This is a genomic window from Burkholderia sp. HMSC10F09 (genome assembly GCF_001806955.1).
GTDB classification, from domain to species: Bacteria; Pseudomonadota; Gammaproteobacteria; order Burkholderiales; family Burkholderiaceae; genus Burkholderia; species Burkholderia multivorans.
The window spans coordinates 35,937-49,341 of sequence record NZ_KV786860.1 but is presented as its reverse complement, the minus strand read 5'-3'; the positions used below and the strand labels follow the sequence as shown (position 1 = coordinate 49,341).

Here is a 13,405-nt window from a genome sequence, read left to right as displayed (position 1 = left end):
AACGCGCCAAAATCCTCGACGGCGCGCCATTTCTCATTCGCGATAAGATGCCGCTCATGGAAACGAAAAACCCCTCCAAGATTCTCGTCGTCGACGACGACCCGCGCCTGCGCGATCTGCTGCGCCGCTATCTCGGCGAGCAAGGCTTCAACGTCTACGTCGCGGAGAACGCGACCGCCATGAACAAGCTCTGGGTGCGCGAGCGCTTCGACCTGCTCGTGCTCGACCTGATGCTGCCCGGCGAAGACGGCCTGTCGATCTGCCGCCGTCTGCGCGGCAGCAACGACCGCACGCCGATCATCATGCTGACGGCGAAAGGTGAAGACGTCGATCGCATCGTCGGCCTCGAGATGGGCGCCGACGACTACCTGCCGAAGCCGTTCAACCCGCGCGAGCTCGTCGCGCGCATTCACGCGGTGCTGCGCCGCCAGGCGCCGGCCGAGCTGCCGGGCGCGCCGTCGGAAACCACCGAGGTGTTCGAGTTCGGCGAGTTCTCGCTGAACCTCGCGACGCGCACGCTGACGAAATCCGGCCAGGAAATTCCGCTGACCACCGGCGAATTCTCGGTGCTGAAAGTGTTCGCGCGTCATCCGCGCCAGCCGCTGTCGCGCGAGAAGCTGATGGAGCTCGCACGCGGGCGCGAATACGAAGTGTTCGACCGCAGTCTCGACGTGCAGATCTCGCGTCTGCGCAAACTGATCGAGCCCGATCCGGGCAGCCCGCGCTTCATCCAGACCGTCTGGGGTCTCGGCTACGTGTTCATCCCGGACGGCGCCGCCTGATCGTCCTTCTTTCCGGTTTCGCCCGCTCACGGCCCGTCCCATGCGTATCGACCGGCGCCTTCTGCAGCTCGCGTTCGGCGGGCTGTTCTGGCGCACCTTCCTGCTGATCGCGCTGCTGATCTCGGTCAGTCTCGCCGCGTGGTTTCAGAGCTTTCGCGTGATCGAGCGCGAGCCGCGCGCGCAGCGCGTCGCGCTGCAGCTCGTCGCGATCGTGAAGCTCACGCGCACCGCGCTGCTCTACTCCGATCCCGATCTGCGCCGCGCGCTGCTGCAGGATCTCGAGAGCAACGAAGGCGTGCGCGTGTACCCGCGCGAGAAGACCGACAAGTTCCGGCTGCAGCCCGACGAATCGCTGAACCGGCTGATCGAACACGACATCCGCAGCCGCCTCGGCGACGATACCGTGATCGCACAGTCGGTCAACGACATTCCGGGCGTGTGGATCAGCTTCAAGATCGACGACGACGACTACTGGGTCGCGCTCGACCGCGATCAGCTCGATACGGTCACGGGCCTGCAGTGGGCCGGCTGGGGGTTGTTCGCGCTCGCGCTGTCGCTGTTCGGCTCCGCGTTCATCACGAGCCTCGTCAACCGGCCGTTCTCGCGGCTCGCGCTCGCCGCGCGCCAGGTCGGTTCGGGCCAGGCGCCCGAGCCGCTGCCCGAGCGCGGGATGGGCGTCGCGGCCGAAACCAACCGCAGCTTCAACCAGATGGTGCGCGACCTCGAGCAGCTCGAGGCCGACCGCGCGCTGATGCTCGCCGGCATTTCGCACGACCTGCGCACGCCGCTCGCGCGGCTGCGTCTCGAAACCGAAATGAGTCCGTCCGATCAGGCGACCAAGGACGCGATGGTCGACGACATCGAGCAGATGGACCGCATCATCGCCGCCTTCATCGACTACGCGCGGCCGACGCAGCGCAAGCCCGAGCCGGTCGATCTGTCGACGGTCGCGCAGGACGTGGCCGCGCGCGTGTCGAGCGAGGACGGCGTCGAGATCCGCCTGCGGCTCGCGCCGGCCGCGATCATCGAGGCCGACGAAACCGACATGCGCCGCGTGGTCGGCAACCTCGTCGAGAACGCGCGCAAATACGGGCAAAGCAAGCACGACGGCATCTCGCGGATCACGCTCGAGACGCGCGTGTCGCATGCGCGCGTCGAACTGTCGGTCAGCGACGAAGGCCCCGGCATTCCCGAAGATCAGTTGCCGCTCGTGATGCGGCCGTTCTACCGCGTCGACGCCGAACGCTCGAAGGCCGACGGCACCGGCCTCGGGATGGCGATCGTGCTGCGCCTCGTCGGCCGCTATCGCGGCACGCTGCGCCTGCGCAACCGCAGCCCGGAAGCGGGGCTGGAAGTCACGCTCGAATTCCCCGGCACCGGCAAATTGCGCGCGACCGCATGACGCGGGCGCGCACGTTTATTGCGCGTCACACTATCGCCGCGGTTGAGAAAATCTATGGGGAGTGTTAGTCAAAATCTATTGAATCGCTTCACTAATAGTGTTATAGTCTCCCCATGCTGTCACATGATCGTTGCAGCACCGAGGTAGCTTGACTCAGTCTTCTTCCCAACTCATACAGGAGTATCCGCATGAAAACCGTGGGCGATAAACTCGAAGCTTTCACCGTCGTAGCCGCGAAGCCGGGCTTCAACAATCACGAGGAAAACGGCCAGTCGGCGTTCGAGACCGTCACCGAAGCGTCGTTCCCGGGCAAGTGGAAGATCATCTACTTCTATCCGAAGGACTTCACGTTCGTGTGCCCGACGGAAATCGTCGAATTCGCAAAGCTCGCGAAGCAGTTCGAAGAGCGCGACGCCGTTCTGCTCGGCGGCAGCTCGGACAACGAATTCGTCAAGCTCGCATGGCGTCGTGAGCACAAGGACCTCGACAAGCTGAACCACTACTCGTTCGGCGACGTCAAGGGCGAACTGATCGACCAGCTCGGCGTGCGCGACAAGGAAGCCGGCGTCGCACTGCGCGCAACGTTCATCGTCGATCCGGACAACACGATCCAGCACGTTTCGGTGAACAACCTGAACGTCGGCCGCAGCCCGGAAGAAATCCTGCGCATTCTGGACGGCCTGCAAACGGACGAACTGTGCCCGTGCAACCGCGCAATCGGCGGCGCAACGCTGTAAGCGCATCGATGCACGAAAGCCCGCGGCGCGCGTCCTGCCTGCGGGCTTTTTTCACGGCCAACTCATAGGAGATATCAATGGAATTCATCGATTCGATTAAGGCACGTATTCCCGACTACGCGAAGGACATCCGTCTGAACCTCGACGGCACGATCTCGCGCTCGTCGCTCGAAGGCAACGATGCGGTCGGCGTCGCGCTGGCCGCGGCGGTCGCCGCGAAGAGCACGGTGCTCGTGAAGACGATCCGCGAAGCGAACGTGCTGTCGCCCGAAGAAACGCATGCCGCGCTGACCGCGGCCGCGCTGATGGGGATGAACAACACCTGGTATCCGTACGTCGAGATGGCCGACGACGCCGATCTGAAGACGCAGCGCGCCGAACTGCGCATGGGCGCCTATGCGTCGCACGGCGGTGTCGACAAGCGCAAGTTCGAGATGTACGCGCTCGCCGCATCGATCGTCGGCAAGTGCCACTTCTGCGTGAAGTCGCACTATGCGCTGCTGAAGAACGAGCAAGGCATGACCGTCACGCAGCTGCGCGACGTCGGCCGCATCGCGTCGGTGATCAACGCCGCCGCGCAGGTCATCGCCGCTGAAGGCGAATAAGCGATACCGCAGCGTCCGGCCTCGCCGGACGTGCGCCGCAAACGAAAATGCCACGCATCCGCGTGGCATTTCGCTTTTCCGGGCGCCGTGCAGCGCCGGCTGCCGCGCTGCGCGGCACGCCGTTGTCACGCGCCCTGCTTCACGAGCAACGCCGCCGCCTGCGCCTCGATTCCTTCGCCGCGACCGAGATAGCCGAGCTTCTCGTTGGTCTTCGCCTTCACGTTCACGCGTTCGAGCGGCAACCCGAGATCGGCCGCGATGTTCGCGCGCATCGCTTCGATGTGCGGCGCGAGCTTCGGCGCCTGCGCGATGACCGTGCTGTCGACGTTCTGAATCGCGAAGCCGGCCGCCTTCACGCGCGCGACGCATTCGCGCAGCAGCACGCGGCTGTCGGCGCCCTTGAACGCGGCGTCGGTGTCGGAGAAATGACGGCCGATGTCGCCGAGCGCGGCCGCGCCGAACAGCGCGTCGGTGATCGCGTGCAGCAGTACGTCCGCGTCCGAGTGGCCGAGCAGGCCGCGCTCGTACGGAATCGACACGCCGCCGATGATGAGCGGGCGCCCCGCGACGAGCTGGTGCACGTCGTAGCCTTGTCCGATTCTGAAATCCATGCGTGTTCCGATTGAGGAGAAATTGACAATCACGAAGCGTTCGCGGCGCGCGCGAGAATTGCCTCCGCCAGCGCGAAATCTTCCGGATACGTGACCTTGAAGTTGCGCAGGCTGCCCTGCACGACGCGCGGCGTATGGCCGGACCATTCGATCGCGCTCGCCTCGTCGGTCAGGTCGTGCCCTTCGCGCTGCGCGCGCTGGATCGCGTCGCGCAGCATGCCGATGCGAAACATCTGCGGCGTCTGCGCCTGCCACAGTGCGTCGCGCGGCTCGGTGCGCGCGATCGCGTCGCCGCCGGCCGGCACGCGCTTGAGCGTATCGGCGACGGGCAGCGCGACGATGCCGCCGACCGGATCGTCCTTCAACGTCGCGACCAGCGTGCGGATCAGTTCCGGCGTGATGCCCGGGCGCGCGGCGTCGTGCACGAGCACCCAGTCGTGATCGGCCGCGCCGAATTCGGCAAGGCCGAGCAGCCCGTTGAGCACCGAGGCCTGCCGCGACGCGCCCCCGCAGCGGCGCACCGCGAAGCGCAGCCCCGCGAAGCGGCGCGCATCGAAGTGCGTGTCGTCGGGGGCGAGCACGACGAGCGTCTGCGCGAATTCGCTGCACGCGTCGAACGCGGCCAGCGTGTAGTGCAGCAGCGCGCGGCCGGCGAGCGTCCGGTATTGCTTCGGCACGGCCGAGCCGGAACGGCTGCCCGTGCCGGCGCAGGGAATCAGGGCGAAAAGTCGGGGAGTCACGAAGGAGAACGCCGGAAAGGTGAAATCGAGAAGCGGATTTTATAATAGGTCTTTCGTCTCGGCCGCCGCCTTGCCATGCGCGCGCGTCCGCCACCCTGCCGTCCCTATGCCAGACAACGCTTCCACCCCGTTCGCTTCGCCCGTTGCCCGCGTCAAGCCCGGCCAGCGGTTCGCCTTCGACGGCACGCACGGCTCCGCCGATGCGCTCGCCATCGCCCGCTACCTCGCCGACAACCGTGAACACGTGCCGCTGCTCGCCGTGATCTGCGCGAACGCGGTCGACGCGCAGCGTCTTTCGCAGGAAATCGGCTATTTCTCACCGGACGCGCGCGTGCGCTTGCTGCCGGACTGGGAAACGCTGCCGTACGACACGTTCTCGCCGCACCAGGATCTCGTGTCGGAGCGTCTCGCGACGCTGCACGATCTCGGCGAAGGCCGCTGCGACATCCTGCTCGTGCCGGCCACGACCGCGCTGTACCGGATGCCGCCCGCGTCGTTCATGGCCGCCTATACGTTCGCGTTCGCGCAGGGCGAGCGTCTCGACGAAGCGAAGCTGAAATCGCAGCTCACGCTCGCCGGCTACGAACACGTGAGCCAGGTCGTGCGGCCCGGCGAATACTGCGTGCGCGGCTCGCTGATCGACCTGTTCCCGATGGGCTCGCCGCTGCCGTACCGGATCGACCTGTTCGACGATCAGGTCGACTCGATCCGCGCGTTCGATCCCGACACGCAGCGCAGTCTCTACCCGGTGCGCGACGTGCGGCTGCTGCCGGGCCGCGAATTCCCGTTCGACGAAGCCGCACGCACCGCGTTTCGCAGCCGCTGGCGCGAAACGTTCGAAGGCGACCCGAGCCGCGCGCCGATCTACAAGGACATCGGCAACGGCGTGCCGTCGGCCGGCATCGAGTATTACCTGCCGCTGTTCTTCGACGAAACCGCGACGCTGTTCCACTATCTGCCGCAGAACGCGCATCTGGTGTTCGCCGGCGATCTCGACGCGGCGATCCGCCGCTTCACGGCCGATACCAGGCAGCGCTATGCGTTCCTGTCGCACGACCGCGAGCGGCCGATTCTCGAGCCGCAGCGGCTGTTCCTGTCGGACGACGATTTCTTCACGCTCGCCAAGCCGTTCGCGCGTCTCGTGCTGCCCGCGCAGCCGGCCGGCGGTTGGGCGACCGCGCTGCCCGAACTGACCGTCGACCGTCATGCCGACGATCCGCTCGCCGCGCTGCGTACCTTCGTCGAGACTTCCGGCAAACGCGTGCTGCTGACCGTCGAGTCGGCAGGCCGCCGCGAGACGATCCTGCAGCTGCTCGCCGAACATCGTCTGCGCCCCGCGTCGAACGATCATTTCGCCGGCTGGCTCGAGAGCGACGCGCGCTTCGCGCTCGGCGTCGCGCCGCTCGCGAACGGCTTCGCGGTGCCGGGCGAAGGCTATGCGATCGTCACCGAGACCGAGCTGTACGGCGCGCTCGGCCGTCGCGCGGGCCGCCGCCGGCAGGAACAGGCGAGCAACGTCGACGCGATGGTGCGCGACCTGTCCGAGCTGAAGGTCGGCGACCCGGTCGTCCATGCGCAGCACGGGATCGGCCGCTACATGGGCCTCGTGTCGATGGATCTCGGCGAAGGCGAAACCGAATTCCTGCATCTCGAATACGCGGGCGAAAGCAAGCTGTACGTGCCCGTCGCGCAACTGCACGTGATCTCGCGCTACAGCGGCGCCGATCCCGACAGCGCGCCGCTGCATGCGCTCGGCTCCGGCCAGTGGGAGCGCGCGAAGCGCAAGGCTGCGCAGCAGATCCGCGATACGGCGGCCGAGCTGCTGAACCTCTACGCGCGCCGCGCGGCGCGCGAAGGCCATGCGTTCGCGCTCGATCCGCGCGACTACGTGAAGTTCGCGGAAAGCTTCGGCTTCGAGGAGACGCCCGACCAGGCCGCGGCGATCGCGGCCGTGATCGGCGACATGACGAGCGGCAAGCCGATGGACCGCCTCGTGTGCGGCGACGTCGGCTTCGGCAAGACCGAGGTCGCGCTGCGTGCGGCGTTCATCGCGGTGATGGGCGGCAAGCAGGTCGCGCTGCTGTCGCCGACCACGCTGCTCGCCGAGCAGCATACGCAGACCTTCGCCGATCGCTTCGCGGACTGGCCGGTGCGCATCGTCGAGCTGTCGCGCTTCAAGACGACCAAGGAAGTGAACGCGGCGATCGCGCAGATCAACGACGGCAGCGTCGACATCGTGATCGGCACGCACAAGCTGCTGTCGTCGGACGTGCAGTTCAAGCGGCTCGGCCTCGTGATCATCGACGAGGAACACCGCTTCGGCGTGCGCCAGAAGGAAGCGCTGAAGGCGCTGCGCGCGGAAGTGGACGTGCTGACGCTGACCGCCACGCCGATTCCGCGCACGCTCGGGATGGCGCTCGAAGGGCTGCGCGATTTCTCGGTGATCGCGACCGCGCCGCAGAAGCGGCTCGCGATCAAGACCTTCGTTCGCCGCGAGGAAGAAAGCGTGATCCGCGAGGCGATGCTGCGCGAGCTCAAGCGCGGCGGCCAGGTGTACTTCCTGCACAACGAGGTCGAGACGATCGAGAACCGCAAGGCGATGCTCGAGGAACTCGTGCCCGAGGCGCGCATCGTGATCGCGCACGGCCAGATGCACGAGCGCGAGCTCGAGCGCGTGATGCGCGATTTCGTCGCGCAGCGTGCGAACGTGCTGCTGTGTACGACGATCATCGAAACCGGCATCGACGTGCCGAGCGCGAACACGATCATCATGCACCGCGCGGACAAGTTCGGTCTCGCGCAGCTGCACCAGCTGCGCGGCCGCGTCGGCCGCTCGCACCACCAGGCGTATGCGTACCTGCTCGTCCACGATCCGCAGGCGCTCACCAAACAGGCGCAGCGCCGGCTCGAGGCGATCCAGCAGATGGAGGAACTCGGTTCGGGCTTCTATCTGGCGATGCACGATCTCGAGATCCGCGGCACCGGCGAGGTGCTCGGCGACAAGCAGTCGGGCGAGATCCACGAGATCGGCTTCCAGCTCTATACGGAGATGCTCAACGATGCGGTGAAGGCGCTGAAGAACGGCAAGGAGCCCGACCTCACCGCGCCGCTCGCCGCGACGACCGAGATCAACCTGCATGCGCCCGCGATCCTGCCGGCCGACTACTGCGCGGACGTGCAGGAGCGGCTGTCGCTCTACAAGCGGCTCGCCAACTGCGAGCACGCCGATGCGATCGACGGCATTCAGGAAGAGCTGATCGACCGCTTCGGCAAGCTGCCGCCGCAGGCGCAGGCGCTCGTCGAAACGCATCGGCTGCGGCTCGCCGCGAAACCGCTCGGCATCGTGAAGATCGACGCGAGCGAAGCCGCGATCGGGCTGCAGTTCGTGCCGAATCCGCCGATCGATCCGATGCGGATCATCGAGATGGTGCAGAAGCATCGGCACATCAAGCTCGCGGGCCAGGACAAGCTGCGCATCGAAACGCGCTCGCCCGATCTCGCGATCCGCGTGTCGACGATCAAGGAGACGCTGCGCGCGCTCGGGCATCGGCAGGACGCGGCAAGCGCCGCACGTTGACGCGCAACGCGCGGCCCGCGCGCGACGGGCGACGGTGTGCGGCATGGTCCGCGCATCGGAGGCCCGTTTGCGGGCGGCGATACGGCGCGGCGATGCTGCACCGCACTGCGTGCGACGAAGGCGGGCCGGGGCGTTTTTGAGTATGATTTTCCCATTCATCTGACGGAGTTCTGCCATGTCCACTCTCGACGCGACGACCCAACCGGCCGCCGATTCACGCGATCACGCACTCGTGGGCCTGCCCTGGGTCAAGCAGCTGGTGTCGATGGACACGACGAGCCGCGTGCCGAACCTCGGGCTCATCGAGACCGTGCGTGACGCGCTCGCCGCGAAAGGCATCGCGTCGACGATCACGCGCGATGCGCGCGAAGGCTGGGCGAACCTGTTTGCGACCGTGCCCGCGCACGACGGCTCGACGAACGGCGGCATCGTGCTGTCGGGGCACACCGACGTCGTGCCCGTCGACGGCCAGCAATGGGACAGCGATCCGTTCGCGCCGGACGTGCGCGACGATCGCCTGTACGGCCGCGGCACCTGCGACATGAAGGGCTTCATCGGCACGGCGCTCGCGTTGCTGCCCGAGATGCAGGCGACCAAGCTCGCGAAGCCGATTCACTTCGCGCTGTCCTACGACGAAGAGATCGGCTGCGCCGGCGCGCCGCTGATGATCGCCGATCTCGTGAAGCGCGGCGTGCAGCCGTCGGGCTGCATCGTCGGCGAGCCCACGAGCATGCGTCCGATCATTGCGCACAAGGGCATCAACGCATACCGCTGCTGCGTGCGCGGCCATGCGGCGCATTCGTCGCTCACGCCCAAAGGGCTGAACGCGATCGAGTACGCGGCGCGCCTGATCTGCCATATCCGCGACATCGCCGATCGGTTCCGCGCGGAAGGCCCGTTCGATACGCTGTACGACGTGCCGTTCACGACCGCGCAGACGAGCACGATCCAGGGCGGCAACGCGATCAACACGGTGCCGGCCGAATGCCGATTCGACTTCGAGTTCCGCAACCTGCCGACGCTCGACCCCGAGCAGATCTTCGCGCGCATCGAAGCGTATGCGAACGAGACGCTGCTGCCGCAGATGCGTCGCGAGCATCCGAACGCGGCGATCGAGTTCTCGAAGATCGCGGCCGCGCCGGGGCTCGATGCGACCGAGCAGGCCGCGATCACGCAGCTCGTACGGGCGCTGACGGCCGACCAGGACAAGCGCAAGGTCGCGTACGGCACCGAAGCGGGCCTGTTCGAACGCGCGGGCATTCCGAGCGTCGTGTGCGGGCCCGGCAACATCGAGCAGGCTCACAAGCCGAACGAATATGTCGAACTCGCGCAGCTCGCCGCCTGCGAGCAGTTCCTGCGCAAGTTCATCCGCAGCATGTCGGTCGACGCACACTGACCGCTCTCTCGCCCGCCGGCCCGTGTGCGCGGGCCGGTTCATCTCCGCCACACGCCACGCCATGTCGACTGAACCGCAGGGCTTCGTTCATACGACGATCGACGGCGAGCCGATTCCGACGCTCGACGAAATCGCCGCGCAGCATTTCGCGCTGACGCCGTGGGTCGCGCGCACGCCCGTGTTCGAGCGCGCCGATCTGCCGTCGCTCGAGGGCACGCACGTGAACTTCAAGTTCGAACTGCTGCAGGTGAGCGGCAGCTTCAAGGCGCGCGGCGCGTTCACGCACCTGCTCGCGCTCGACGACGCGCGCAAGAACGCGGGCGTCACCTGCGTATCGGCGGGCAACCATGCGGCGGCCGTCGCGTATGCGGCGATGCGGCTCGGCCACGGCGCGAAGGTCGTGATGTTCCATACCGCGAGCCCGACGCGCATCGCGCAATGCAAGCAGTACCGCGCCGAAGTCGTGCTCGCGGGCAGCGCATCGCAGGCATTCGAGATCGTGCGGCGGATCGAGGCCGAGGAAGGCCGCTTCTTTATCCATCCGTTCAACGGCTATCACACGATTCTCGGCACCGCGACACTCGGCTACGAATGGGCGACGCAGGCACCCGACCTCGACGCGGTGATCGTGCCGATCGGCGGCGGCGGGCTTGCGGCGGGCGCCGCGACCGCACTGCGTCTGGCGAATCCACACGTGCACGTGTACGGCGTCGAGCCCGAAGGCGCCGACGCGATGAGCCGCAGCTTCGCGGCCAATCACACGATCAAGATGAGCGCGATGCAGACGATCGCCGACTCGCTGATGGCGCCGCACACGGAGGAATACAGCTACCAGCTGTGCCGTCGTCATATCGACCGGATCGTCACGGTATCCGACGACGCGCTGCGCGCGGCGATGCTGTTCCTGTTCGCGAACCTGAAGCTCGCGGTCGAGCCGGCGTGTGCGGCTGCACTCGCGGCGCTGCTCGGGCCGCTGCGCGAACCGCTGCAAGGCAAGCGCGTCGGCGTGCTGCTGTCGGGCACGAATACCGATCCGGCGACGCTCGGCATGCATCTCGCGCACGCGAAGCTGCAGCGCTGACGCGCGCGCGAGCGACCTAGGGTTATCCCCAGTTTGTGTTGACAGCCCTGTTGATAACTCGCCGAACAAGCCCGCAAGTGGTTGAACGGGCAGTGTTTTACGCGCGAGAAACGCGCTGGGCGCGAAATGGGCAGATGCGGTGTGCGCGGCTGCGCATGCGCGCTGCCGCGTGGCGACGACGCGCGCGGCTCGCGATCGGCGCCGCGGCAATCGCGCTCGTCGCCGGTTGCGCGGGCACGCCCTCGCCTGTCGCAGGCATCGCGGGCGCATGTACGCAGCCCGGCCAGCACGCAGCGCTGCAGGCCGATCTGCTGTTCGGTCGCGACATCGCGGGACGCGCGCCCGTCACCGATGCGGAGCGCGCGGCGTTCCTCGCGGATGTCGTCACACCGCGATTTCCCGACGGCTTTACGTATTGGGACACGCACGGACAGTGGCGCGATCACGCGAGCGGGCGGATCACGCAGGAGGCAAGCTTCGTCGTGCGTATCGTCGCCGACGATACGCCGGACACGCGCACGCGGCTCGATGCGATCCGCGATGCGTATGCGCAACGGTTTCAGCAGGAATCGGTGGGTATTACGCTCGTGCCCGTTTGTGCGTCGTTCTGATCTTCGGGGAATTCTTGGGCGGCGCTTGTCAACTCGGAAGCGACGTTCATCATCGCCGAAAGCGGACCTTGCCGGGGTGCAGACCTGCGGTCCAGAATCGGCGTTGATCGAGGTCAGCCGCGATCTACGTTTAGATGAGCGTGGCACCGCGGAAAACGTTATAGGGCGCGGATTCGAGGTTCAAGCGTTCAGGGATTGGCAGTCCGTTGCAGCAGTAGTCGATTTCAACATAACTCAAATGGCCTGAATTATCGGCAAACAAAAGGATTTCAAGCGACCGCAACCCTTCAGAGCCACTGTGATCGCGGAAGTCTGCTTCAAACACTAGACCGTAACCGTGTCCGCTAGTTGCTATTCTAGGCACCTCGTCGGGGGTGGTCATTGACAGTGCGAAACTGTTGCACCCGCATTCACAAAACTCAACGATTTTGGCGTTCGCAAATTGGGCTGCTAGCGCATTGGCATTGGGAAATTGGCAGCGTTCAAGAATGAACGCAATCCAATAAGCTGCCCGGTCTTTGTCGTTTCGCATATTGGGGCCCGGGTCTCTCAGGTAGGTTGCGGCTTGCGAGCACAAAAACCCCAATCTGTGGGCGAAAAAAACGAGAACCCTAGCTCGACGAGCGCGGACCGTAGTCGCTCGGTAAGCGTTATCCCATAGACCTCCAGGATCGAATAACCCGGATCGTACGAGTGGCAATTGTGGTGTTCGTCGACAGCATTGAGGATTGCATCGCACCAGCTTTCTTGATCCACACCATATTGAATGAACGTGGTAGCGCCGCCTTCCATGTTGAGCCTGGATGGGTTCGGCGATGCTCTCCAGATTTGCTCGGCAACAACAACATTCGCGGGAGTAGCAACAACCCATGTGTGTCGTACTTTCGCGGCCACTTCTTGGATACGAGCGCCGAAATCAGGGTCTACGATGAGTGCGACCGTGTTGTTCGTCGGCATCCGTCCTCTCCCGTTGCTCGCAACTATCCCATGAGGAACAGGCAGGTTGAAAGAATCCGATGGCAATTGTCAACGATTCAGCTAGCAATGTCGAATGTCAGAAACCGGCCGAACTCCGCCATTGCCCCCCCAGCGCTCCCCAAAAATCCGAAACAAACAAAAAAACGGGCACCCGAAGGCGCCCGTCGCATGCATCAAGAACAGCGCACCGCTTACTTGCTCTCGAACATATCCATGATCTGCTGCTTCTCCTGCGGCGTGACCGGCGGCGGCGTGAGCCCTTCCGCACCGGCCGAGCCGAGTGCATCGTTCGCGCTGATCGCGTTCGCCGCCGGATTGATGTCGACGCTCGCGACGAACCCGTTGCCCGGCGTGCGATCGGCGTAATACAGTTCGCCGTCGATCGTCGTCAGGCCGTCCGGCATCGGCATCTGCTGCTCCGGCACGCCGTTGAGCGCGGTACGCATGTAGTTCACCCAGATCGGCAGCGCGAGCTGCGCACCGAATTCGCGGCTGCCGAGGCTCTTCGGCTGATCGAAGCCCATCCACGCGACCGCGACGAGCGATTGCTGATAGCCGGCGAACCAGCCGTCCTTCGCGTCGTTCGTCGTACCGGTCTTGCCCTGCAGGTCGTTGCGGCCCAGCGCGTTGGTGCCCGCGCCCGTGCCGGCCGTCGCGACCGTATGCAGCAGGCTGTTCATCACGTAGGCGTTGCGGCCTTCGATCGTGCGCGGCGCCGTGCTGCCCGCGATCACGGGCTGCGACTTCTGCAGCGGCTGGCCGCGCGCGTCGTCGACTTCGGCGATCAGATACGGATCGACCTTGTAGCCGCCGTTCGCGAACACCGCATAGCCGGTCGCGAGCTGCAGCGGCGTCACGAGGCCGGCGCCGAGCGCCATCGGCAGA

Annotated in this window: 13 protein-coding genes; 8 read left to right on the top strand and 5 right to left on the bottom strand. The window is 65.8% G+C overall.

The annotated features are described in order from the left end of the window. Window positions 1-47: 47 nt before the first annotated feature. The 4 genes from ompR to HMPREF3115_RS23265 all read left to right on the top strand — a co-directional run bounded on the left by ompR (window position 48) and on the right by HMPREF3115_RS23265 (window position 3,526). Window positions 48-782, top strand: coding sequence for an osmolarity response regulator transcription factor OmpR (gene ompR / locus HMPREF3115_RS23280; RefSeq protein WP_004192636.1), 735 nt, complete (start codon window positions 48-50; stop codon window positions 780-782). Window positions 783-822: 40 nt separating this feature from the next. Beyond that, on the top strand, window positions 823-2,184 hold the full coding sequence (locus HMPREF3115_RS23275) for an ATP-binding protein (protein WP_070556241.1): 1,362 nt from the start codon (window positions 823-825) through the stop codon (window positions 2,182-2,184). Window positions 2,185-2,372: 188 nt separating this feature from the next. Then, entirely contained in the window at window positions 2,373-2,921 is a 549-nt protein-coding gene (locus HMPREF3115_RS23270) for a peroxiredoxin (protein WP_004192241.1), read from the top strand. A 77-nt stretch (window positions 2,922-2,998) separates the two neighbouring features. Continuing rightward, a complete protein-coding gene (locus tag HMPREF3115_RS23265; RefSeq protein ID WP_006402220.1) occupies window positions 2,999-3,526 on the top strand; it encodes a carboxymuconolactone decarboxylase family protein in 528 nt (175 codons plus the stop codon). A gap of 125 nt (window positions 3,527-3,651) precedes the next feature. Here HMPREF3115_RS23265 and ispF read toward each other — a convergent pair whose 3' ends face one another. Together ispF and ispD are read right to left on the bottom strand one after the other, a co-directional pair. Next, entirely contained in the window at window positions 3,652-4,137 is a 486-nt protein-coding gene (gene ispF, locus HMPREF3115_RS23260; RefSeq protein ID WP_006408377.1) for a 2-C-methyl-D-erythritol 2,4-cyclodiphosphate synthase, read from the bottom strand. 29 nt (window positions 4,138-4,166) lie between these two features. Continuing rightward, window positions 4,167-4,877: a 2-C-methyl-D-erythritol 4-phosphate cytidylyltransferase gene (ispD, locus tag HMPREF3115_RS23255; RefSeq protein ID WP_006402218.1), complete on the bottom strand. Its 711-nt coding sequence runs from the start codon at window positions 4,875-4,877 to the stop codon at window positions 4,167-4,169. 19 nt (window positions 4,878-4,896) lie between these two features. Between ispD and mfd the strand changes: the two genes are divergently transcribed. The 4 genes from mfd (at window position 4,897) to HMPREF3115_RS23235 (ending at window position 11,542) form a co-directional block, all read left to right on the top strand. After that, entirely contained in the window at window positions 4,897-8,454 is a 3,558-nt protein-coding gene (gene mfd / locus HMPREF3115_RS23250; protein ID WP_105752497.1) for a transcription-repair coupling factor, read from the top strand. 175 nt (window positions 8,455-8,629) lie between these two features. Next, a complete protein-coding gene (gene argE, locus HMPREF3115_RS23245) occupies window positions 8,630-9,850 on the top strand; it encodes an acetylornithine deacetylase (RefSeq protein WP_006408374.1) in 1,221 nt (406 codons plus the stop codon). 61 nt (window positions 9,851-9,911) lie between these two features. After that, entirely contained in the window at window positions 9,912-10,931 is a 1,020-nt protein-coding gene (locus HMPREF3115_RS23240) for a threonine/serine dehydratase family protein (RefSeq protein ID WP_070556237.1), read from the top strand. A 134-nt stretch (window positions 10,932-11,065) separates the two neighbouring features. Continuing rightward, on the top strand, window positions 11,066-11,542 hold the full coding sequence (locus HMPREF3115_RS23235) for a DUF3574 domain-containing protein (protein ID WP_070556234.1): 477 nt from the start codon (window positions 11,066-11,068) through the stop codon (window positions 11,540-11,542). A 130-nt stretch (window positions 11,543-11,672) separates the two neighbouring features. Here HMPREF3115_RS23235 and HMPREF3115_RS31210 read toward each other — a convergent pair whose 3' ends face one another. The 3 genes from HMPREF3115_RS31210 to HMPREF3115_RS32730 all read right to left on the bottom strand — a co-directional run. Next, window positions 11,673-12,074, bottom strand: coding sequence for a hypothetical protein (locus tag HMPREF3115_RS31210; protein ID WP_125902814.1), 402 nt, complete (start codon window positions 12,072-12,074; stop codon window positions 11,673-11,675). Between the two features lie 17 nt (window positions 12,075-12,091). Further along, entirely contained in the window at window positions 12,092-12,499 is a 408-nt protein-coding gene (locus tag HMPREF3115_RS31205) for a hypothetical protein (protein ID WP_125902815.1), read from the bottom strand. Between the two features lie 212 nt (window positions 12,500-12,711). Beyond that, window positions 12,712-13,405, bottom strand: a 694-nt coding sequence (locus HMPREF3115_RS32730) for a penicillin-binding transpeptidase domain-containing protein (RefSeq protein WP_256276374.1), incomplete at its 5' end; no start/stop codon positions are given.

Bases quoted from the DNA above. Each gene is read 5' to 3' on its own strand.
- HMPREF3115_RS23270 (WP_004192241.1), top strand. From the start codon at position 2,373: ATGAAAACCGTGGGCGATAAACTCGAAGCTTTCACCGTCGTAGCCGCG.
- HMPREF3115_RS23265 (WP_006402220.1), top strand. From the start codon at position 2,999: ATGGAATTCATCGATTCGATTAAGGCACGTATTCCCGACTACGCGAAG.
- HMPREF3115_RS23235 (WP_070556234.1), top strand. From the start codon at position 11,066: ATGCGGTGTGCGCGGCTGCGCATGCGCGCTGCCGCGTGGCGACGACGC.
- ispF (WP_006408377.1), bottom strand. From the start codon at position 4,137: ATGGATTTCAGAATCGGACAAGGCTACGACGTGCACCAGCTCGTCGCG.
- HMPREF3115_RS23275 (WP_070556241.1), top strand. From the start codon at position 823: ATGCGTATCGACCGGCGCCTTCTGCAGCTCGCGTTCGGCGGGCTGTTC.
- HMPREF3115_RS23240 (WP_070556237.1), top strand. From the start codon at position 9,912: ATGTCGACTGAACCGCAGGGCTTCGTTCATACGACGATCGACGGCGAG.
- HMPREF3115_RS31205 (WP_125902815.1), bottom strand. From the start codon at position 12,499: ATGCCGACGAACAACACGGTCGCACTCATCGTAGACCCTGATTTCGGC.
- ompR (WP_004192636.1), top strand. From the start codon at position 48: ATGCCGCTCATGGAAACGAAAAACCCCTCCAAGATTCTCGTCGTCGAC.
- HMPREF3115_RS31210 (WP_125902814.1), bottom strand. From the start codon at position 12,074: ATGCGAAACGACAAAGACCGGGCAGCTTATTGGATTGCGTTCATTCTT.
- argE (WP_006408374.1), top strand. From the start codon at position 8,630: ATGTCCACTCTCGACGCGACGACCCAACCGGCCGCCGATTCACGCGAT.